The organism is Lichenicoccus roseus, from assembly GCF_005844085.1.
GTDB classification, from domain to species: Bacteria; Pseudomonadota; Alphaproteobacteria; order Acetobacterales; family Acetobacteraceae; genus Lichenicoccus; species Lichenicoccus roseus.
In genome coordinates, this window is the sequence record NZ_VCDI01000001.1 from 931,179 (window position 1) to 951,371 (window position 20,193).

19 protein-coding genes, 1 pseudogene and 1 riboswitch are annotated in these 20,193 nt (G+C 67.8%); of the genes and pseudogenes, 11 read left to right on the top strand and 9 right to left on the bottom strand.

Going from position 1 to position 20,193, the window contains the following annotated elements; translation table 11 throughout:
- Positions 1–60: 60 nt before the first annotated feature.
- Positions 61–1,192 (bottom strand): peptide chain release factor 2 gene (gene prfB, locus FE263_RS04180; RefSeq protein WP_138324640.1). Its coding sequence is split into 2 segments (ribosomal slippage): positions 61–1,122 and positions 1,124–1,192, totalling 1,131 coding nucleotides; the frame shifts between segments, so codons are not numbered across the junction.
- 47 nt (positions 1,193–1,239) lie between these two features.
- The gene (locus FE263_RS04185; RefSeq protein WP_138324641.1) at positions 1,240–3,918 is read right to left on the bottom strand and encodes a penicillin-binding protein 1A; all 2,679 of its coding nucleotides are present in this window, start codon (positions 3,916–3,918) and stop codon (positions 1,240–1,242) included.
- 104 nt (positions 3,919–4,022) lie between these two features.
- On the opposite strand from FE263_RS04185, the gene FE263_RS04190 reads away from it, so the two are divergent.
- Positions 4,023–4,820: a glucose 1-dehydrogenase gene (locus FE263_RS04190; RefSeq protein WP_138324642.1), complete on the top strand. Its 798-nt coding sequence runs from the start codon at positions 4,023–4,025 to the stop codon at positions 4,818–4,820.
- 78 nt (positions 4,821–4,898) lie between these two features.
- On the opposite strand, the gene FE263_RS04195 is transcribed toward FE263_RS04190, so the two are convergent.
- Positions 4,899–5,111, bottom strand: a complete 213-nt coding sequence (locus FE263_RS04195; RefSeq protein WP_138324643.1) for a hypothetical protein — start codon at positions 5,109–5,111, stop codon at positions 4,899–4,901.
- Between the two features lie 45 nt (positions 5,112–5,156).
- Between FE263_RS04195 and FE263_RS04200 the strand changes: the two genes are divergently transcribed.
- Together FE263_RS04200 and FE263_RS04205 are read left to right on the top strand one after the other, a co-directional pair.
- Complete coding sequence (locus tag FE263_RS04200; RefSeq protein WP_138324644.1) at positions 5,157–5,915, top strand: SDR family oxidoreductase; 759 nt, start codon at positions 5,157–5,159, stop codon at positions 5,913–5,915.
- Positions 5,916–5,990: 75 nt separating this feature from the next.
- On the top strand, positions 5,991–7,058 hold the full coding sequence (locus tag FE263_RS04205; RefSeq protein ID WP_138324645.1) for an alpha/beta hydrolase fold domain-containing protein: 1,068 nt from the start codon (positions 5,991–5,993) through the stop codon (positions 7,056–7,058).
- A gap of 6 nt (positions 7,059–7,064) precedes the next feature.
- Here the strand turns inward: FE263_RS04205 and FE263_RS04210 are convergent, their stop codons facing one another.
- Together FE263_RS04210 and hrcA are read right to left on the bottom strand one after the other, a co-directional pair.
- Positions 7,065–7,979 (bottom strand): MBL fold metallo-hydrolase, encoded by a 915-nt coding sequence (locus FE263_RS04210; protein ID WP_138324646.1) that lies wholly within the window; start codon positions 7,977–7,979, stop codon positions 7,065–7,067.
- A 71-nt stretch (positions 7,980–8,050) separates the two neighbouring features.
- Entirely contained in the window at positions 8,051–9,118 is a 1,068-nt protein-coding gene (hrcA, locus tag FE263_RS04215) for a heat-inducible transcriptional repressor HrcA (RefSeq protein ID WP_138324647.1), read from the bottom strand.
- 114 nt (positions 9,119–9,232) lie between these two features.
- Between hrcA and rph the strand changes: the two genes are divergently transcribed.
- On the top strand, positions 9,233–10,012 hold the full coding sequence (rph, locus tag FE263_RS04220) for a ribonuclease PH (RefSeq protein ID WP_138324648.1): 780 nt from the start codon (positions 9,233–9,235) through the stop codon (positions 10,010–10,012).
- On the top strand, positions 10,009–10,623 hold the full coding sequence (gene rdgB / locus FE263_RS04225) for an RdgB/HAM1 family non-canonical purine NTP pyrophosphatase (protein WP_138324649.1): 615 nt from the start codon (positions 10,009–10,011) through the stop codon (positions 10,621–10,623). The genes rph and rdgB overlap by 4 nt, the downstream gene beginning before the upstream one ends.
- A gap of 111 nt (positions 10,624–10,734) precedes the next feature.
- Here rdgB and FE263_RS04230 read toward each other — a convergent pair.
- A pseudogene (locus tag FE263_RS04230) lies at positions 10,735–10,959 on the bottom strand (DUF3126 family protein); the annotation flags it as partial.
- Between the two features lie 121 nt (positions 10,960–11,080).
- Between FE263_RS04230 and FE263_RS04235 the strand changes: the two are divergent.
- Complete coding sequence (locus FE263_RS04235) at positions 11,081–11,386, top strand: putative quinol monooxygenase (RefSeq protein WP_138324651.1); 306 nt, start codon at positions 11,081–11,083, stop codon at positions 11,384–11,386.
- A 13-nt stretch (positions 11,387–11,399) separates the two neighbouring features.
- Entirely contained in the window at positions 11,400–12,407 is a 1,008-nt protein-coding gene (locus FE263_RS04240; RefSeq protein ID WP_138324652.1) for an asparaginase, read from the top strand.
- On the opposite strand, the gene FE263_RS04245 is transcribed toward FE263_RS04240, so the two are convergent.
- From FE263_RS04245 to FE263_RS04255, 3 genes are all read right to left on the bottom strand, one after another.
- Complete coding sequence (locus FE263_RS04245) at positions 12,395–13,321, bottom strand: ABC transporter substrate-binding protein (protein ID WP_138324653.1); 927 nt, start codon at positions 13,319–13,321, stop codon at positions 12,395–12,397. The genes FE263_RS04240 and FE263_RS04245 overlap by 13 nt on opposite strands.
- A gap of 2 nt (positions 13,322–13,323) precedes the next feature.
- Complete coding sequence (locus FE263_RS04250) at positions 13,324–15,666, bottom strand: TonB-dependent receptor (protein ID WP_138324654.1); 2,343 nt, start codon at positions 15,664–15,666, stop codon at positions 13,324–13,326.
- Positions 15,658–15,754: riboswitch (TPP riboswitch) on the bottom strand. It overlaps the preceding gene by 9 nt.
- 40 nt (positions 15,755–15,794) lie before the next feature.
- Positions 15,795–17,369 (bottom strand): GMC oxidoreductase, encoded by a 1,575-nt coding sequence (locus tag FE263_RS04255; protein ID WP_138324655.1) that lies wholly within the window; start codon positions 17,367–17,369, stop codon positions 15,795–15,797.
- Positions 17,370–17,508: 139 nt separating this feature from the next.
- Between FE263_RS04255 and FE263_RS04260 the strand changes: the two genes are divergently transcribed.
- Genes FE263_RS04260 through FE263_RS04275 form a run of 4 tightly spaced genes read left to right on the top strand, consistent with a single transcriptional unit; the run spans position 17,509 to position 20,179 of the window.
- Entirely contained in the window at positions 17,509–17,991 is a 483-nt protein-coding gene (locus FE263_RS04260; RefSeq protein ID WP_138324656.1) for a DoxX family protein, read from the top strand.
- Positions 17,988–18,437 carry a cupin domain-containing protein gene (locus FE263_RS04265; protein ID WP_138324657.1) on the top strand — a complete coding sequence of 150 codons (450 nt, stop codon included), beginning with the start codon at positions 17,988–17,990 and terminating at the stop codon, positions 18,435–18,437. The genes FE263_RS04260 and FE263_RS04265 overlap by 4 nt, the downstream gene beginning before the upstream one ends.
- A 9-nt stretch (positions 18,438–18,446) precedes the next feature.
- A complete protein-coding gene (locus FE263_RS04270) occupies positions 18,447–19,358 on the top strand; it encodes an SMP-30/gluconolactonase/LRE family protein (RefSeq protein ID WP_138324658.1) in 912 nt (303 codons plus the stop codon).
- On the top strand, positions 19,355–20,179 hold the full coding sequence (locus tag FE263_RS04275; protein ID WP_138324659.1) for a VOC family protein: 825 nt from the start codon (positions 19,355–19,357) through the stop codon (positions 20,177–20,179). Before FE263_RS04270 ends, FE263_RS04275 begins: the two co-directional genes overlap by 4 nt.
- The last annotated feature ends 14 nt before the right edge of the window (positions 20,180–20,193 follow it).

The window sequence follows — 20,193 nt, forward strand, 5'->3', positions numbered from 1 at the left end:
CCCTCAAATAGATGGCCGACACTTGCCTAAATTTCAGGCAGTCGTCAACGCACCGGGACGCTAGCTGGCGTTGGCGCTTGCCTCCGACCGTGTTGCGCCGACGCGAGCCGCCAGCGAGGCCGCCATGAAATCGTCCAGGCTGCCATCCAGCACCGCGTCCGGATTGCCTTTCTCGACACCGGTACGGAGATCCTTCACCAGCTGGTATGGCGCCAGCACGTAGGAGCGGATCTGGTGGCCCCAGCCGATATCGGTCTTGGCCGCCTCGGTCGCCGCCGACGCCGCCTCGCGACGCTGCAGCTCCGCCTCGTACATCCGGGCCTTCAGCATTCCCATCGCCGTCGCCCGGTTGCGATGCTGCGATCGGTCGGTCTGGCAGGCGACGATGATCCCGGTCGGCACGTGGGTGATGCGGATCGCGCTCTCGGTCTTGTTGACGTGCTGGCCACCGGCGCCGGAGGCCCGGAAGGTGTCCACCTTGAGGTCGGCCTCGTTGATCTCGATCTCGATGGTGTCGTCCACCACCGGATACACCCAGACCGAGGCAAAGCTGGTCTGCCGGCGCGCCGCGCTGTCGAACGGGCTGATGCGCACCAGCCGGTGCACTCCCGCCTCGGTCTTCAGCCAGCCATAGGCATTCGGCCCGCTGACCTGCACGGTCGCCGATTTCAGCCCGGCCTGCTCGCCCTCGCTCTCCTCGATCAGCGTCAGCTTGTAGCCATGCTGCTCGGCCCAGCGGGAATACATGCGCAGCAGCATCTCGGCCCAGTCCTGCGCCTCGGTGCCGCCGGCGCCGGCATTGACTTCGAGGAAGGCGTCGTTGGCGTCCGCTTCCCCGGACAGCAGGCTCTCGATCTCGCGCCGCTTGCTCTCCTCGGCCATGGCGCGAAGGCTACGCACGGCGTCGGCGACCATGGCGGCATCGCCTTCGGCCTCGGCCATCTCGGCCAGTTCCATCGCATCGGCGACCTCACGCTCGAGGCGCCGCACGCCCTCGGTCGCGTTGGCCAGCTGGGTGCGCTCGCGCATCAACTTCTGCGCGGCGGCGGCGTCGTTCCAGAGCGCCGGGTCCTCGACCTGGTTGTTCAGCTCCGCAAGGCGGCTGATGGCGACATCCCAGTCAAAGATGCCTCCTCAGCAGCGCCACCGACTGCTTGATCTGCTCGTTGAGGGCTTCCGTCTCGGCGGACATGGTCTGGGTATCCGTTGCTGATGCTTGGCGTGACGAGGCTGCCGCCCCTAGTAGAGCCCGCCCATGCCTATGTCACCACTGGCCGCATGCGCCGGCGGCGCCGGGCGCGGTGTAGTGCCGGCAAGCATCGCCGGCGGTGCTCCGGACGGGGTGGCGCCGGGCTGCACCACACTGGCCGGCGAAGCGAGCGCGGGGTTGGACGGGTCGATCGAGGTCGTCGGCGCGCCGCCGGTGCCCGGCAGGGCCGCCATCTGGTCCTCCTGGTCGGGAACGTTCTCGGCGCCGGTATCCTGTGGGCCAAGCTGGTCGGACCCGGTGCCGCTGGCAATCATGCTGCCCATGCCCGGCTCCTGGCCCGGCTTGAAGCCATCGACGGCGCTGCCCAGCCCGGCATTGTAGCGCACCAGGGTGATGCCGTCGGGCACCCGGAAGTCGATCTTCGGCGTGTCGCCGAGGGCCTGCTTCATGAACCCGTTCCACACCGGGCCGGCGACGTGGCCGCCATCCTCCTTCTCGCCGAGGCTCTGCGGGTTGTCGAACCCGATCCACACCACCGTCAGCAGATTAGGGGCGAAGCCGGCAAACCAGGCATCGTTGAAGTCCTGGCTGGTGCCGGTCTTGCCCGCGATCGGCCGGTCGATCCCGGCACCGGCCACCACGCCGGTGCCACGTGCGATGACGTCCTGCATCATGCGGACCACCTGGTAGGTGCTGTCCGGATCGGTGATCTGGCGCCGGCTGTCCACCATCACCGGCGGCAGCGACGGATCGGCCGGCGACGGCTGCAGCGCGAGCCCCTGCGGATGCCAGATGACATGGCCATCGCGATCCTGAACGTCGTCGATCAGGCTCGGCAGCACCTCGCGGCCGCCGGATGCCATGCAGGCATAGGCGCCGGCCTCGCGCAGCACCGTGGTCTCCACCGCGCCAAGAGCTGCCGGCAGCACCAGCGGCAGCTGATCCACCTCGTGGGTGTCTGTAGCGACCTTGGCCACCGCCTTCATGCCGATATGCGCGGCGAGCCGCACCGTCACCAGGTTGAGGCTCTCGCGCAGGGCGTCGTGCAGCGAGGTCGGGCCGCCGAAGGTCATCTCGTAGTTGTTCGGGCGCCAGTTGCCCTGCACGAACGGGGCATCGAGGAACTTGTCGGCCGGCGAGATGCCCTGCTCCATCGCCGCCAGGTAGACCAGCGGCTTGAACGACGAGCCGGGCTGGCGCAGCGCCTGGGTGGCGCGGTTGAACTGGGAGTAGTCGAACGACCAGCCGCCGACCATGGCCAGCACCCGGCCGGTCTGCGGGTTCATCGACACCATGGCCCCCTCGACCTCGGGGATCTGCCGCAGCACCACCCCGGAACCCTCGGGCTCGACCATCATGACGTCACCGTTCCGCGGCAGCCGGCGCTGGCGCATGAAGGCGATGTCGGCCCAGCCCAGCGTCGCGGTGCGCGTTACGTCCGGCTTGCCGTCCACCCCCGGCTCGACCCAGCCGACGGTGCCGGTGGCGGCCTGCAGCATGACGCCCAGCCGCCATTCCGGCAGGATCCCGGAGGGCCGCGGCACCGCGCCCAGCATCGCCTGCCAGTCCACCGCCGCCGCCGCCGCCTCGCCGCGCCTGGGCCGGCGGGGCCTCTGGCCGATGCCGTCGATATGGGTGACCGGCCCGCGCCAGCTGCCGTGCTTGCGGTCGTAGCGCACCAGGCCGGCACGCAGCTCGCGGGTGGCGACGTCCTGCAGGTGCGGATCGAGGCTGGTCTGCACCACCAGGCCGCCCTGCTGGGTCTGGTCGGTGCCGTAGCGGTCGATCAGCTCGCGGCGGACCTCCTCGGAGAACCATTCGGACCCGGGCTCCGGTCCCGGACGATGGAAGGATTTCGGGATCAGCGGCTCGGCACGCGCCCTTTCCGCCGCCGCCCGGGTGATCGCACCGGTCTCGGCCATGCGCCCCAGCACCCAGTCGCGCCGCGCGGTGGCGGCGGCCGGGAAGCGGTACGGGTTGTAGTTGGTCGGCGACTTCGGCAACGCGCCGAGGAAGGCGGCCTCGGCATCGTCCAGCTGGTCAAGCGGCTTGTTGAAGTAGGTCTGCGCGGCGGCGGCGATGCCGTATGCGCCCGATCCGAGATAGATCTCGTTGAGGTAGATCTCGAGGATGCGCTCCTTGGTCAGGGTCTGCTCGATGCGCATCGCCAGCAGGGCTTCCTTGGCCTTGCGCTCGAAGCTCACCGTGTTGGAGCCCAGGAGCATGATGCGGGCCACCTGCTGGGTGATGGTGGACGCGCCGATCGGCCGCTTGTGCGAGTGCATGGTCTCGACGTCGGTGACCGCGGCGCGCAGCATCGCCAGCGGGTCGACACCGGCATGGCTCCAGAAGTTCTGGTCCTCGGCCGAGATGAAGGCAGACTTCACGTTATCCGGGATGGCGGCATAGGGCGCGAAGATGCGGCGCTCCGCGGCGAGTTCGGCAATCACCTGGCCATCGCCCGAGTAGATCCGGCTCATCACCGGCGGCTGGTAGTCGCGCAGGCCGCCGACGGTCGGCATGTCGGAGGAGATGTCCTCGTACTTCTGCCAGATCAGGAACGAGCCGGTGCCGACAGCAAGCAGGCCAACGGCGAGCCCGGCACCGGCCAGCCGCCGCATGACGCGGAACCGCGGCCGCCGCAGGGTGACGCCGGCGGCATGCGGGTTCTCCCGCTCCCCCCGACCGGCATTGCTCGGATCTCTCATGGCAGGCTCTCTAGCACCGGTCCCGCGTTGCGCGAAGGCGGGGGATCAGCCCTCGAACCTGACAAGCGAGGGCGCGTTCTCGCACGATACGAGGAGCGAATGCCATGCAATGCAGGCTTGATGGCCAGGTCGCGATCGTCACCGGGGCCAGTTCCGGAATCGGCCAAGGGGTGGCCAGGGCGCTGGCAGCGGCGGGCGCCGCGGTGGCGGTGAACTACAACTCGCAGCCGGACCCGGCCGAAGCGCTGGCCCGCGAGATCGAGCAGGCCGGCGGCCGGGCGTTCGCCATCGGCGCCAACGTATCCGACGAGGCTGACGTGATCCGGATGTTCGAGGAGACCGCGAGCCGCTACGGCAGCGTCGATATCGTGGTTGCGAACTCCGGCATGCAGAAGGACGCGCCGAGCGCCTCGATGAGCCTGAATGACTGGAAGAAGGTGATCGACGTCAACCTGACCGGCCAGTTCCTCACCGCTCGCGAAGCGATCCGCTATTTCGAGCGGCAAGGCGATCGCGGGGTGTCGCGGTCGATCGGCAAGATCCTGTGCATGAGTTCGGTGCACGAGGTGATCCCCTGGGCCGGGCACGTGAACTACGCGGCCTCCAAGGGCGGCATCGCGATGATGATGCGCACGCTGGCGCAGGAGGTGGCGCCGAAGCGGATCCGGGTTAATTCGATCGCCCCGGGAGCGATCCGCACCGCGATCAACCGCGAGGCCACCGAGGGCGATGCCGGCCGCAAGCTGCTCGACCTCATACCCTACAAGCGGATCGGCGTGGCCGATGACATCGCCAACGCGGCGGTGTTCCTGGCTTCCGACATGGCCGACTACATTGTGGGCGCCACACTGTTCGTCGATGGCGGGATGACGCTCTACCCCGGCTTCGAGGACAACGGCTGAGCGGCAAGGCGGCTGAACGGCACGGCGACTGAACAGGTCAGCGGCCGGGAGGAACGGTATGGCCGCGCCTTTCCCCGATCAGCCCGGAGGGCTCTGCTTCGGGGTCGGGTAGTGGTCGAACTTGCTGCCCGGCGCGGCGGGGGTCGGCGCGACCTGGTCGTGCGCCATGCCCTTGCTGGTGTGCAGGCGCTGCGATGGCGGGACCTTCGGCGCGCTGGCCGGAGCGCCCTGTGCAACAGCGGCGCCGCTCGCGAGGAGCGACATCAGGGCGGGGATGAGGATACGTTTCACTAGCATGAAGGTCCAAACCTGAATGAGCGACCAAAGTTCGGTTTCATGGTGAAGCTCCGGGCGGGCGGCCATACCGTCCTGATCACCGGCGGCGGCAGCGGTATCGGCCTCGCGCTGGCTCGCCGCCTGGTTCAGGGCGGCAACGTGGTGCTGGCCTGCGGGCGTGACCAGGGGCGACTGGATGCAGCGCGGGCAGGCTGTCCGGGGTTGCTCACCCTGCGGGCGGACATCGCTACGGCGCAGGGGCGCGCCGCACTGGTCGAGACGGTGACGCGCGAGTTTCCGGTGCTCGACATCCTGGTCAACAACGCCGGGCTGCTGCACCTGAACGACCTGCGGGGCGCCACCCTCGCGGATGAGCTCGAGGCCGAATTCGCTACCAACCTGATGGCCCCGGTGGCGCTTGCCAACCTGCTGTTGCCAACCCTGCTGCGGCAACCGGAGGCCGCGATCGTCAACGTGACCACCGGCTACGTGTTCCTGCCGAGCGCGCGGTGCGCGACATACAGCGCCACCAAGGCCGGCTTGCATGCGATGACCCGGGCGCTGCGCTTCGAGCTGAGAAATACGGGGGTCCGGGTCGTCGAGGTGATGCCACCCGCGGTCGACACCGCGATGGCACGGCACAACGAGGGCCGCAAGCTTTCGCCGGACAAGATTGCCGACAGCATCGTGCGGGCGCTGCACAACGACCGGGACGAGGTCGTGATCGGCCTCTCCCGGGTAGCGCAATTGCTGGCGCGATTGGCGCCCGCCACCGGGTTTGCGATCATGAACCGCGGTGAAGCCAGGCAGGCACGATAGCTACCGTGCCTGATGACAGCGCAACCATTCCGGCCTAGCTTTGCGCTGCCTCAACGACAGAATACAGGGACGTCCATGAATCTCACCAGAAAGCGGGCCTTCCGGCTCGCCTGCCTCGGCGCGATGTTGTCGTATCCGCTCGCCGCATCTGCCGACGACGCCACGCTGGCGCCGCGCAAGGTGCCCGCAAAGACCCTCCAGGTGCCAACGGCCGATATCAGTCCGGGCATGCAGAAGCTGATCGCGGCGCCGCTCAATCCGGCCTGGAACGACCAGTTCAGCACCGGCGCGGAATGGCGCAAGTTCGCCGATCACCAGGCCATCAAGGTGAATGCCGGCATTCCGGCGATGATGCAGCGGATGCATGTCGGCATGACGGCCTCGACCATCGACGGCGTACGGGTGCACACGATCACACCCGATACCATCGCTCCGGAGAACCGCAACCGCGTGCTGATCCATGTGCACGGCGGCTGCTACGTGCTGTTTCCCGGCGAGGCCGGCACGACGGAGGCAATCATGATGGCCGGCTTCGGCCACATCAAGGTGATCAGCGTCGACTATCGCATGCCGCCCGAGGCGTATTTCCCGGCGGCGCTCGATGACGGCATGACGGTCTACAGATCGCTCCTGAAGACGACGAGCCCTGACAGCATGGGCATCTTCGGCACCTCGGCAGGCGGTGCGCTGACGTTGGAAATGGTGCTCCGCGCGAAGCAGCTCGGGCTAAAGCTGCCGGGGGCGATATCGGCTGGCACGCCGATGTCGGATGCGACGATGGTCGGCGACAGCTTCTACACCAACAAGCTGGTCGACAACGTCCTCGTCTCGCCGACCGGGTTCTGCCAGGCGGCGACGGTGGTGTATGCGAAGGGCCACGACCTGAAGGATCCGCTGATCTCGCCGGTCTATGGCGACATGCACGGCTTTCCGCCGACCATCCTCACCACCGGCACACGCGACCTGCTGCTGAGCAACACAGTCCGCGTGCATCGGGCTCTGCGTCGCGCCGGCGTGGATGCCGATCTGAACGTGTTCGAGGGCCAGTCACACGCGCAGTATCAGTTCGACGACCGCCTGCCGGAAACGAAGGAGGCGTTCACCGAGATCTCCGGCTTCTTCGACAGGCATCTCGCAAAATAGGATGGCCTAGTCCGGCGCGACATAGGCCGAGCCATCCTCGGCGCGCGCCGGATGCAGCAGGTAGTGCGCGTCGGCCGGATAGGCGATGCTGTCGAAGTCATGCGACAGGTCGTGCAGTGCCTGCCGCATGGCGGGGCCCGCCACCGCCTTGCCGTGGCCGCTCAGCATGATGTCCGGCTGCAGCGCGGCGAGACGTTCGACCGAGCCCCTCGCTGCAGCCCAGTCGTGAGTGAAATACATCGGCGGGCCATGCAGCTCGGTGCGCGACATCGCCACCGCGTAGGCGGACTCCTGCGCCGTGGTGATCACCGCGTCGGCGGCAAGCAGGGTGCGGTCGGCTTCGCGCCAGAGCGAGACATGGCCCACGGAATGACCTGGCGTATGCAGCCATCGCCAGGCCCCGGATGCGGCGGCATGGAACAGGGATGCCTTGGTCTTCGGCAGGCTGCCATCCTCCGGCAGCGCGCGCAGCCGGTCGCCGAGATCGATGGGACCGCGCTCATAAATCGGCGAGAGCAGCGACATCAGCCCGCCACCGACCTTCGGATCCGGCGCGGGATAGCGGGCGCTGCCATCGAGGTACGGGTGCTCCAGCGGATGCGCGAACACCGGCACGTCCCAGCGCTCCGACAGGTCGAGGACCGCGCCGACATGGTCGAAATGCGCGTGAGTCAGGATGATCGCCGCCGGCCGGGACGCCGCGCCGAAGCGGTGCGCGGCGGCCGCCACGATCTCCGGCTCGGAGCCTGACAATCCGGCATCGACCAGCAGCCAGTCGCGATCGACGGCGCCGACCGGACCGATGAAGGCGACGTTGACCAGGGTGAGACTGCGATAGGCGACGTCCGGACGGATCTCGATGACGCCGCTGCCGGTATCGGTGCCGGTGACGGCGGACGGGTCGAGCGGGATCTGCTGCATCGGGGTCTCCGGACTATGCCGCCGAGGCAAACCCTGGCGCGGCCCGGGGTTCCCGATGCGGCGGGCCGGCCTCAGCCGAGCAGCCGGCCGATAACCCGCGCGGTATAGTCCACCACCGGAATGATGCGGCCGTAGTTTATCCGCGTCGGGCCGATCACCCCGATGGCGCCGACGATGCGGTTGGCCTCGTTGCGCGCCGGCGCCACCACCATCGACACCCCGGACACCCCGAACAGCCCGCTCTCGGAGCCGATGAAGATGCGCACGCCGTCGGACTGCTCGGCGAGATCGAGCAGCTTCAGCATGGTCTCCTGCGTCTCCAGCCGGTCGAACAGCATCTGGATGGTGGAGATGCGCTCGATCTCGGTCACGTCGGCCAGCAGGCGCGACTGGCCGCGCACGATCAGCGAGCCGCCCCTGCCCTCGCCGGTCCAGGTCGCCAGCCCGCTCTCGACCACGCCCGCCGACAGGTGGTCCAGTTCGGTCCGGTTGGCCGACATCTCCTCGGTGACGTGATGGCGCAACTCGACCAGCGAGCGCCCGGTCAGCCGCGAATTGAGATAGTTGCCGGCCTCGACCAGGGCGGAGGGCGGCAGGCCCGGCGGCGTCTCGATGACGCGGTTCTCGACCTGGCCGTCCGCGCCCACCAGCACCACCAGGGCGCGATCATGGCCTAGGGCGACGAACTCGATATGCTTGATCAGGCCGTCGCTCTTCGGCGCCAGCACCAGCCCGGCCGCCGCCGACAGGCCGGACAGCATCTTGGAGGCGTCGGCCAGGGTGTCCTGCAGGGATCGGCCGCGGCTGTCGAGCGAGCGCATGATGGTGACGCGCTCGTCGTCCGAGAGGCTGCCGAACTGCAGCAGCCCGTCCACGAACAGGCGCAGGCCCTTCTCCGTCGGCAGCCGCCCGGCCGAGGTGTGCGGCGCGAACAGCAGCCCGGCATCGGTCAGGTCGGCCATCACGTTGCGTATGGTGGCCGGCGACAGCGGCAGCGGCAGCCGGCGCGACAGCGTGCGGCTGCCCACCGGGTCGCCGGTCTCGACATACTGTTCGACGATTTCGCGCAGGATGGCGGCGGAACGGGCGTCGAGGCTGGGCGGCAGGCTCGGACGCTGAGGCAGGCTCCTGGTCTTCATCCTTGATAGTCTACACGGAAAGCATTGGCTTAGGCGCAAAGCATGGTGGCGATCTGGCGACGACACCCCGTCCAGGCTATGCGACGCGCACCGTCACAGTTCTGGAGCCTCCCGATGTCCCATGAAGCGCAAGCATCCGGGCCTGGCCGTCCGTCAGGGCGTGCCGCCGACCAGATCCGCAGCGTCTCGATCGAGCCGGGGTTCGCGCACCATGCCGAGGGCTCCGTGCTGATCCGGATGGGCGGCACCGAGGTGCTGTGCGCCGCCAGTGTCGAGCCGCGGGTGCCGCCGTTCCTGCGCAACCAGGGCCTTGGCTGGGTCACGGCGGAATACGGCATGCTGCCGCGCGCCACCCACACGCGCGGATCGCGCGAGGCCGCGAAGGGCAAGCAGTCCGGCCGCACGCAGGAGATCCAGCGCCTGATCGGACGCTCGCTGCGCGCGGTGGTGGACCGCAAGGCGCTCGGCGAGATGACCATCACGCTCGACTGCGACGTGCTGAATGCCGATGGCGGCACCCGCTGCGCCTCGATCACCGGCGCCTGGGTGGCGCTGAACCTGGCGCTCGCCCGGCTGGTCCGGCAGCGGGTGATCGCGGCGGTGCCTCTGATCGGGCAGGTGGCGGCGATCTCCTGCGGCCTCGTCGGCACCAGGGAAGCGCCGGTGGCGGTGGCCGACCTCGACTACGACGAGGACAGCAACGCCATCGCGGATGCCAACTTCGTGCTCACCCAGGGCGGCGGCATCGTGGAGATCCAGGCTACCGCCGAGCAGGTCCCGTTCGACGACGCGCAGTTCGGCGATCTGATGCGGCTGGCCCGGCTTGGCACCGAGACCCTGTTCGCCGCCCAGCGCGAGGCGGTGGCGAAGGCCCTGGAAGCGTCGGCGGCATGAGCCGGCGCCTGACGCGGGGCGATCGCCTTGTGCTGGCCAGCCACAATGCCGGCAAGCTCGCCGAATTCGAGCTGCTGCTGGCGGGCTCGGGCGTGACACTGGTGAGTGCCGGGCAACTCGGCCTGCCGGAGCCCGACGAGACAGCGGACAGCTTCGCGGGCAATGCGGCGCTGAAGGCACGCGCCGCCGCCGGGGCCGCCGGACTGCCGGCGCTGGCCGACGATTCCGGCTTCTGCGTGCGTGCCCTTGGCGGCGACCCGGGATTGTATTCGGCGCGCTGGGCCGGCCCCGGGCGCGATTTCCCGGCTGCGATGCAGCGCGTGCGCGACAGGCTTGCCGCCGCCGGGGACCCTGCGGACCGCGGTGCCTGGTTCATCTCGGTACTGTGTCTCGCGTGGCCGGATGGCGAGACGCGCGACTTCGAGGGCCGCATCGACGGCGAGTTCGCCTGGCCGCCGCAAGGCAGCCACGGGCATGGCTACGACCCGGTCTTCATTCCGGGAGGCGAGACCCGTCGGTTCGCGGAGATGGAAGAGGCCGAGAAGAACGCGATCAGCCACCGCGCCCGCTCGTTCAGGCTATTCGCGGAGCAGTGCCTGCCCGCAGGTTGAAGCCGGCGTTCAGCGACGCGCCGGCTTGCCCGCCTGTCCTGGCCCGGCCTTCCCGGTTTCGGCCTTCCCGGTTGCGGCCTTCCCGGGTCCGGCCTGTGCGGGCACCGGAGCCGCGGCGGGAAGGTCCTCCTCGAGGATCGTCACATGCATCGCATACGAGACTTCGCCCTCGTCCTCGTCGCGATGCAGCGTGCCGATGGTCTCGTCTTCCACCGCGACCTCGACCGACATGCCGGCGCGGGCCGGCTTCACGACCCGGATGCGATCCGACCCGAACAGCTTGCGCAGGTAGGCCTGGACACGGGCAATCTCTGAGGTGTTCACGGCGACGGGCACTCCGCAAGCAGGCAATCAAGGCAAAGGCGCGGTGTAGGGGGCAACCGGCCTCGCCGCAACCGGGTTACGACACTACCCTGTCAGGCCGACCCGACAGGGCACAACAAAAGGAACAGGAAACATGTCCGATCAGATCGAAGTGGTGGCTGTCCTGCAGGCCAAGCCGGGCCACGAGGCGGCCCTGGAAGCGGCGGCGAAGGCCTGCATCGCCCCCACCCGGGCGGAAAATGGCTGCATCTCCTACGTGCTGCATGTCGACACCAACAAGGCCGGCAAACTGGTGTTCATCGAAAGCTGGACCGACAAGCCGGCACTCGACGCCCACATGCAGACCGCCCATTTCAAGACGCTCGCCGGTCAGCTCGAGGAGCTTGTCGATGGCGGGGCGAGTGCGGTCACCATCGACGTGCTGAAGAAGATCGCCTGAGAGATCCGGTCGGATGACCGACGCGGCGCTGGCCGAGGTGATGCGGGGCGATCGCATCGAATCCCGACATGGCGGCGCCGCGGTGGTCGTCGATCCCGATGGCAGGCTGGTGTTCTCAGCTGGCGACGTCCAGGCGCCGGAATTTCCTCGCTCCGCAGTGAAGGCGTTGCTGGCGCTGCCGCTGCTGGAGGGCGGCGCCGCCGGCCGTCTCGGGCTCGACGATGCCGAGCTGGCCCTGGCGTGCGCCTCGCACACCGGCGAGGCAAGGCACGTCTCGGTAGCTGCCTCGATGCTGCACAAGGCCGGCCGCACCGAGGCCTGCCTGGAATGCGGAGCGCACTGGCCGACCTCGCGCACCGCCGCGAACGCCCTCGCCGCCGCTGGCCGTGCCCCCGGTTCGCTGCACAACAACTGCTCCGGCAAGCATGCCGGCTTCATCTGCGCCGCGATCGATGCCGGCCACGATCCCACGGGCTACGTACGACACGATCACCCGACCATGCGGGCCGCCACCGCTGCGCTGGGCGAACTCTCCGGCGCCACGCTGGACGACCGCAACCGCGCGATCGATGGCTGCGGGATCCCGACCTATGCGATCCCGCTTGCGGCGCTGTCGACCGCTTTTGCCCGCTTCGGCAGTGGGGCCGGATTGTCGCGCGACCGCGCCAGTGCCGCCGCCCGGCTCCGCGCGGCCGCGGCGTCGGACCCGTTCCTGGTGGCCGGCCGCAACCGCTTCGACACCAGGATCATGACCCTTTTCGGCAACAGGGTGTTCAGCAAGATCGGCGCCGAAGGCATCGTCGTCGCCGCCATGCCGCACCTCGGCCTCGGCTTTGCGGTGAAATGCCGGGACGGCGCCCCACGCGCTGCCGAGGTTGCGATGGCGGCGCTGATTGCGCCGCACCTGACGGCGGCGGAGCGCGAGGATCCTGGCTTCCGGGAGCTGCTCAACCCGGCACTGACGAACTGGACCGGCACCCGGGTCGGCGAGATCCGGTCTTCCCTGGGTCAGCGCGTATAGCTTCCCACCGGGGCCGGATCCTTCAGCGCCCCGCGCTGCACCAGGAATTTCTGGAAAATCTCGTAGCGGTCGCGATCCAGACGTGCGGGGTCGCGCGACAGTGCCGGCAGGGAGGCCCACCACGCCGCCTTGTTCAACCTGGTATCGAGTTCCGGACGGGCCTTGATCGTCTGCCGCCATACCGCGTCGGGATCGAGCAGCAGGCAAGCCGTGCCGTCCTTCAGGGCATCGAGGAAGCGCGCGATCTTCGCATCGCCGGCATGGTCGCGCCGCGCCACCAGGATCAGCTCGTCATAGAGCGGCACGCCATGCTGCTCGGGCCGGAATGCCAGCGGCTGCAGGCCCTTCTGCTGCAGGTCGACCATCTCGTAGTTGCGCATGCCGAGCACGGCATCGACGCGATGCGTCATCAGGGCCTGCTCGATCTGGAAATTGATGTCGGTCCGGACGACGTCGTCCGGCTTGAGGCCGGCCGAGGCCAGCATGCCGTTCAGCATAGCCTCGTCGCCGGGGCCGACGGATACGCCGACCCGACGTCCCTTCAGGTCGGCAAGCGTATGGATGCCACTGGCCGGCAGTGTCAGCAGCACGTTCAGCGGCTGGTCCATCAGCGTGCCGACCCGCACGATCGGCAGGCCGCGCGCCGCCATGAACGCAAGCTCGGTCTGGTAGCTGATCGCAAGGTCGGCCTGGCCTGCCGCAACCAGGCGTGGCGGCGAGCTGGTATCGGCCGGCGGGATCAGCGTCACCTGCAGCCCGTGCCGGGCGAACGCGCCGCAATATTCCGCCGCCAGGATCTGCTCGTGGTCGGCATTGACGAACCAGTCGAGGATCACGCTGACCGGGTCGGCGGCCGAAGCTGCGGCGGCATAGGCAAACGAGAGTGCGGCGATGGCGATGGCGGCAAGGCGCATGCTCAGAATCCCGCGCTGGCGGTGAGTAGCGCCGCGAAGCCGCCGCCCACCAGGTAGGTCGGAGAAGTGCCCGCGATCACCGTGCCGTAGCGCCCGATGGTGTTCTGCGCGTTGGTGGTCGGGTTGGCGACGCCGGAGAGAAACGCGCTGTCGGTCAGGTTGACGATGTTGAGCCGCAACTCCGGATGCTGCGCAGAGGCTATGTTCGGCAACCGCACGCCGAGCGTCATGTCCGCCTGGGTGTGATCGCTGATGCGCTCGTCATCCATGAAGGTCGCGTATTGCGGGCCGGTGTATTTCACGCTCACCACTCCGAAGAGGGTGCCGTCGTCGTAGGTCAGCCCGACGGCGCCGGACCAGCGAGGACTGCCGACGGCGGTCTTGCCAGCCGTCGGCAGCAGGTCGCCACCCGACTGGATATCGTTGTCGATGGTCGCTTGAAGATATTCGCCCGACACGTACGGGCTGAGATGATGCCACGGCCGCAGGCCGAACTCGGTATCGATGCCGCGCGAGGTCTGGCCGCCGGCATTCACCGTGCCGCCGATCAGCGCGCCATTGAGGTCGAGCACGGTGCTGACCTGCCGGTTGGTGAAGTTGTAGTTGAACAACGTGAGGCTGCCGAGCAGCCGGTCGCCGGCATAGCGCCAGCCAAGCTCCTCGGCGATGCTGTATTCAGGCCGCAGGTCGGTGTTGGCAGCGCTCGCGACCTCGCCGCTCGACGGATCGTAGGTGGCGAACAAGGTGCTCTCGGATGGCGCCAGGAAATTGGTGGTGGCGTTGGCGAACAGCTGGTTGTGCGCGTCGATCCGGTAGCGCACCGCAATGCGCGGCAGCGGCTCGGCGTCGTTGAAGCCGCTGCGATACTGCGCGCCCGGCAGGCCGTTCCACCCCTGCCGGCTGACCATCGCCTCCTTGAAGCCGAGATCGAGCGTCAGCCGGCTGGACAGCAGGTCGATGCGGTCCGAGACGAACACCGCGTTGGTCTGCGTGATCATGTGGGTGTCCGACGCCAGCAGCTGCCGGCCGTCGGACAGCAGGATGGTGCTGTTCGGCAGGTCGAGCCAGATATCGGCCGGCGTGCCGTCCGGGCTCAGTGCGCTGAACGGCTGGGTGTCGTGCTCGTCGACATATTCGTACCACGCCCCGAGCGTCAGGTGCTGCGGGCCGGCGTCCCAGGTGATGGACGGCACCACGCCGCTGCGCCAGGTCTGGCCGACATAGTCCGCCTCCACGGCGGCGCTGCCATCGACGGTCCCCGGCAGCGACAGCGTATCCGGCACCGGCTGCGTGCCCTCGAACAGGCCGGAGGTGGATAGCGTGGTGCCGCCGGGACTGTTGCCGTAGCCATACTGGGCATACGCCGTCAGCGACAGATGCAGATGAGGCGTCAGCGTGATGTGCAGCGGCAGCGCGCCATACACCAGGCGGTACGGCTGCTGATAAAGCCGCCAGTAGTTCGCGTCGCCGGGCGAGAAGGTGCCATCGTAGTTGTTCGAGAACCCGTATGCGTGCCAGTCGGCGAGATCCGGTTCCGGATAGGACGTGGTGACCGCATCGTGCCAGGTCACCAGCAGGCTGGCATCGTTGCCGTCGCCCCATTCGCGCACCAGCTTGAAATCCACGTGCTGCCGCTTGTCGCGCCCCTCGCCGCGCGCGTTGTCCGCCGCCGCATGCGAGTAGGAGAGATACGCGCGCAGTCCGCTGGCGCCGAGCGTGCCGCTCTCCAGCCGGATGAATTCGCGATTGCTGTGGTAGGAGCCATAGGACCCGTCGATGAAGCCGCCGGCATGCCCGGATGGATCGCGTGACATCAGGCTCAGCACGCCGCCCGCCGCATTCAGCAAGGGCGCATCGAGATCCGCCGAGCCTTGCGCAAGCGAGACGCTCTCGAGGTTCTCGCTGTCGATGAACTGCGACGGGTAGGAATTGTAGTAGGCGGCGTCGTTCAGCGGCATCCCGTCCAGCAGGGTGCCGATCTCGGTCTCGCCGAGGCCGCGGACGGTCAGGCCGACCTGGGTGGAGAGACCAAGCGGATCCGCCGTCGAGACATTGGCACCCGGCACCAGGCTGATCAGCTGGAAGGCGTTGGCGCTCGGCGACTGCTTCTGGATGAAGTCCCGCGTGACCTCGCTGCTCGACTGCGGCCCGGTCTGCACCGAGATCAGGCCACCGCCGGGCGCCGTGCCGTGTACCCCATCGGCGGAGTCGAAGCCGCCCTGCCCCTCGACGACGATCTGCTCCGCGCCCTGCGCTCCCTGGGCGGCCGCCGGACCACCGATCGCAATCAGGCCGGCGCCCACGACGGAGAATGCGCACACCTGCGCCCGACGCACTTTGTCCACTGCATGCCTCCCTTCGCTGGAATGACCCAGATCAGGTTCGACGGGTGTGATCTCAGTCCGCCAAGCGCGGACACCCCGGTCATGCGTCTGTCATGGAGCCGCGATGGCGGCTCCGTCAAGCCGCCGGTTCAGGCAGTGAGGCGCGCCCCGATCACCTCGGCCACGCGCAAAGCGTTGGCCACGATGGTGAGGGTCGGGTTCACCGCACCGATCGACGGGAAGAAGCTGGCATCCGTCACATACAGGTTGTCGAGTTCGTGCGCCTTGCAGTCGGTGTCGAGCACCGAGGTCGCAGGATCGGTGCCGAAGCGCAGCGTGCCGGCCTGGTGCGCGGTGCCGCCGATCGGGGTGTCCTTGCCGAGATACAGGCTGCGGTCGAACAGGTGCGGATGAATATCCACCTGGTTGCAGATCTGCTCGAGCTTGTGCTTGAGCCGGTGATGTCCCTCCATGTTGGTCTCCTTGAGGTCGAGATACACCCGGCCGTTCTGGTAGTGGACCCGGTTCTCCGGCAGCGGGATGTCCTCCGAAGTCAGCCAGAAATCGATCGAGTGCTTCGCCATGTAGTCGAATGGCATCTCCGGCAGCCATTGCAGGAATTTCGGCAGCCCCTCGCCATGCACCTGCACGCCGTCCGACTTGCCGACCATCTGGATATGGCCGAGCGGATACTCCCAGTCGTCCGAGTTGAAATAGAAGTCGTTCAGCCCGAGGGTCTTCTGGAACCGCGTCGGGTTCGGCGTCTTCGACACCGCCAGCACCGTACTGTTGTTGTGCCGCATGTAGTTGCGTCCGACCTGATCCGAACCGTTGGCCAGCCCGCGGGGATGCGCGTCGCTCGCCGAGCGCAGCAGCAGCAGGGCCGAGGACAGCGCGCCGCACGCCACCACCACCATGTCGGCACCCAGCGTGATGCGGGCGCCATCGTGCGTCACCGCCAGCACTCCGGTGACGCTGTGGCCGCTGGCGTCGGTGATCAGCTTCTCGACGTAGGTGCGCGTCATCAGCGTGAGGTTGTCGTGCTCCTTGAGCGCCGGGTCGACCACCATGATCTGGCTGTCCGCCTTGCCGTTGGTCGGGCAGGGATAGCCGTCGAAAGCATCGCAGCGTACGCAAGGCGAATGGGGCAGCGCGTCGCCGTGCGTATCCTCGTCGAGCAGCACGCCGACCGGCAGGTGGAACGGCTTGTGTCCGATGCGCTTGAGGTTGTCGAACAACTCCTGGATGCGCGGCTCGTGGCTGACCGGCGGCTTCGAGTACGGCTTGCTGGCGGGCGGCTCGGTCGGATCCTCGCCGCGCAGGCCATGGACGGCGAACAACTCCTCGGCAGCCTGGTAGTAGGGCTCGTAGGTGTCGTACTTGACCGGCCAGGCCGGGGCGATGCCGTCCGGGTGCCGGATCTCGTCGAAGTCGCGTTCGCGCAGACGGAACATCACCGCGCCGTAGAACTTGCTGTTGCCACCAACATTGTAGTGCAGGCCTGGATGGAAGCTGCTGCCGTCCGAGCTGTACCAGGTCTCCGGCGCCTGATACTTGGCATCGACGAACACCGTCTTGCTGTCCCACATGTCGCGGCCACGACGCAGGTAGTCCCCTCGCTCGATCAGCAGGATGCGCTTGCCGGTCTTTGCGAGCGACCACGCCATCGTCCCGCCGCCCGGGCCGGAGCCGATGATGATCACGTCGTAATGGTCGCTGGCCATTGGCGTCTTGTCTCCGGCATTGAGGGCTCGCGGACCAACGCCCCCTTCCCCGGCTTGTTCCATCTTGTGGACGATCCGCGGTGAAACCGGCCGCTACGCTGGTGCGCTAAGCCGGAGCAATCACGGGCAGGAGAGCAGCGTGACAGGGTTCGACTTCATCGTGGTGCTCGGCGTCCGCTATCTGCTGGTCGTGCTGTTCTTCCCTTTCAGCGCACTCGACAAGATCCTCGGCTTCAAGGGTGCGGTCGGACAGGCAAGCCAGGCAACCAGTTCGCCAGCCCTGGCGACCTTGCTGGTGCTGATCGGGCTCACTGTCGAGATCTGCATGCCGATCCTGATCCTCACCGGAGTTGCCGACCGGCTCGCCGCCTTCATCATGGCAGGCTACTGCATGGTGACCGCCCTGCTGTGGAAGCAGTTCTGGAGCACCGGGGATTTCTGGCGCGGCCCGGACAGCAAGGGCCGAGGCCTGTTCTGGGACTTCCTGAAGAATTTCTCGCTCGCCGGAGGTTTCCTGCTGATCACGTTCGGGACCATGAGCGCCACCAGCTTCATCGAGCATCCGCTCTCCTCCACCCATCCCTACGCCGCGCACGCCGCGATCCAGGAACCCTCGCCATGAGCGCAGAGCAGAAGCCCGTCATCCCCTACTGGCACCTGTGGACCGACAAGGAGGGCGTCAGCCACCAGAAACGCTGCGCCCTGACCGACTTCCAGATGAAGGCGATGGGCCAGGGTGCCTACCCGCAATGGCAGGGGCGCAGGACCAGTGGCGAGATGACTGTGATGGTGACCGTTCAGCCGGTCGGCTGGGTTGGCCAGTGGCACGAGAACCCCTCGGCGCAATGGATCATCCCACTCTCCGGGCGCTGGTGGGTCGAGAGCATGGACGGCACCCGCATCGAGATGGGCCCCGGCGAGATCTCCTTCGGCGAGGACCAGAACACCCGTGAGACCGATGGCCGCAAGGGGCACCGCTCCGGCACCGTGGGTGACCAGCCGGCGGTGCTGATGGTCGTGCAGCTGGCTGCCGAGCCGACCATCGACCAGGCCTGCCGCTTCCTGTAACCGGGGGTCATGGACGGCTTCGATATTCGGCATCCGAGCTTCGGCGGCTATATCCTCGGCAACGCGCCGCTCGAGGAACTCGCCTCGGGCTTCCGCTGGATCGAGGGGCCGGTCTGGATGGGCGACTGGAACTGCCTGCTGTTCCAGGACCTGCCGCGTGACCGCACCATGCGCTGGAGCGAGGCGGAAGGCCTTTCGGTCTGGCGCTCGCCGTCGAACTACGCCAACGGCCAGGCGCGTGACCGGCAGGGGCGACTGGTTGCCTGCTCGCATCGCGGCCGCTGTATCACCCGCACCGGCTATGACGGAGGGGTCGAGACCCTGGCCGACCGGCATGACGGGCGCCGGCTGAACGCACCGAACGATATCGCCGTAAAGAGCGACGGCTCGATCTGGTTCACCGACCCACTCTACGGCCTCCTGAACGACTACGAAGGCGGACGGCAGCAATCGGAACAGCGGCCGGCGGTCTACCGGCTCGATCCGCATAGCCTGGAGCTGGCCGTGGTCGCCGACGATTTCGACGGCCCGAACGGCCTCGCCTTCTCGCCGGACGAGACGAGGCTCTACATCGCCGAGACCGGCGACCAGAGCCGGCCGCACCCGAAGCAATACATAAGGGTGTTCGACGTCGCCGCCGACGGGCGCACGCTTTCGGGCGGCGACATCTTCCACAAGGTCGAGCCCGGCTACTCCGACGGCTTCAAGGTGGACGAGGACGGCAACCTCTGGAGCAGCGCCGCCGACGGCGTGCACTGCATCTCCCCGCAGGGCAAACTGCTTGGCAAGATCCTGGTCCCGTATACGGTCTCCAACCTCGCATTCGGCGACCGCCATACCAGCCGGCTGTTCATCGGCGGCTCGCATACGCTCTACTCGATCTTCCTGAACCGGCGGGCAGCGGCCCGATCCATGCCATGATACAGTCGATCGAGCGCATCAGCCTCACCGCCGCCGATGCCGCCACCCTGGCGCGCTTCTACATCGAAGCGATCGGGTTTCGCGAAACCGGTCGGCAGCGCATCGAGGCGGCAGCATACGGGGTCGACGGACAGGCGCTGGCGGTGAGCCTCGTGCTCGGGCAGCAGGAGATCGAGCTGGTGCAGTTCGACCGCGCCGGAGCTCCGTATCCGGCCGACGCCAGCAGCCACGACCCAATCTTCCAGCACATTGCCCTGGTCACCACAGATATAAGGTCCGCACTCGCCCGGCTGACGGCGGGCATGCGGATGATCAGCAAGGATGCTCCGGTTGCGCTGCCGGCATCGTCCGGTGGCGTGACCGCGGCGAAGTTCCGCGATCCGGAAGGCCACCCGTTGGAGTTCCTGCAGTTCCCGAAGGCGTCGGCTCCGGACCAGTGGAGGGGTGTGGCGATGCCGGACCATCCCTGCATCGGCATCGATCATTCGGCGCTGGTAGCAACGGATACACTTCGTAGCATTCGGTTCTACTCCGAGCGCGGTCTCAGTGTTACGGCGAGAACCATCAATACTGGCCCGGAACAGGACCGGCTGGATGGTGTGCAGGGAGCCGAAGTGGAGGTGACCGCGCTGTCCCCGGCGGGGCCCACGCCTCATGTCGAACTGCTGCGCTACCGGTCTCCGATGGCCGCCACGACGGCGGCGGCAGCCGACGCGGATGTCGCCGCTACTCGACTGATCGTACGAACTGCCGCATGTAACTCGAAAATTATGATTTCCGATCCGGACGGCCACCGGATGGTGCTGCTTCCGGCGTCCTGACACCTCGGCGGCGA

Bases quoted from the DNA above. Each gene is read 5' to 3' on its own strand.
- rph (WP_138324648.1), top strand. From the start codon at position 9,233: ATGTCCCATGAAGCGCAAGCATCCGGGCCTGGCCGTCCGTCAGGGCGT.
- FE263_RS04200 (WP_138324644.1), top strand. From the start codon at position 5,157: ATGGTGAAGCTCCGGGCGGGCGGCCATACCGTCCTGATCACCGGCGGC.
- FE263_RS04255 (WP_138324655.1), bottom strand. From the start codon at position 17,369: ATGGCCAGCGACCATTACGACGTGATCATCATCGGCTCCGGCCCGGGC.
- FE263_RS04240 (WP_138324652.1), top strand. From the start codon at position 11,400: ATGACCGACGCGGCGCTGGCCGAGGTGATGCGGGGCGATCGCATCGAA.
- FE263_RS04275 (WP_138324659.1), top strand. From the start codon at position 19,355: ATGATACAGTCGATCGAGCGCATCAGCCTCACCGCCGCCGATGCCGCC.
- FE263_RS04185 (WP_138324641.1), bottom strand. From the start codon at position 3,918: ATGAGAGATCCGAGCAATGCCGGTCGGGGGGAGCGGGAGAACCCGCAT.
- FE263_RS04270 (WP_138324658.1), top strand. From the start codon at position 18,447: ATGGACGGCTTCGATATTCGGCATCCGAGCTTCGGCGGCTATATCCTC.
- FE263_RS04210 (WP_138324646.1), bottom strand. From the start codon at position 7,979: ATGCAGCAGATCCCGCTCGACCCGTCCGCCGTCACCGGCACCGATACC.
- hrcA (WP_138324647.1), bottom strand. From the start codon at position 9,118: ATGAAGACCAGGAGCCTGCCTCAGCGTCCGAGCCTGCCGCCCAGCCTC.
- FE263_RS04190 (WP_138324642.1), top strand. From the start codon at position 4,023: ATGCAATGCAGGCTTGATGGCCAGGTCGCGATCGTCACCGGGGCCAGT.
- rdgB (WP_138324649.1), top strand. From the start codon at position 10,009: ATGAGCCGGCGCCTGACGCGGGGCGATCGCCTTGTGCTGGCCAGCCAC.
- FE263_RS04265 (WP_138324657.1), top strand. From the start codon at position 17,988: ATGAGCGCAGAGCAGAAGCCCGTCATCCCCTACTGGCACCTGTGGACC.
- FE263_RS04235 (WP_138324651.1), top strand. From the start codon at position 11,081: ATGTCCGATCAGATCGAAGTGGTGGCTGTCCTGCAGGCCAAGCCGGGC.
- FE263_RS04245 (WP_138324653.1), bottom strand. From the start codon at position 13,321: ATGCGCCTTGCCGCCATCGCCATCGCCGCACTCTCGTTTGCCTATGCC.
- FE263_RS04205 (WP_138324645.1), top strand. From the start codon at position 5,991: ATGAATCTCACCAGAAAGCGGGCCTTCCGGCTCGCCTGCCTCGGCGCG.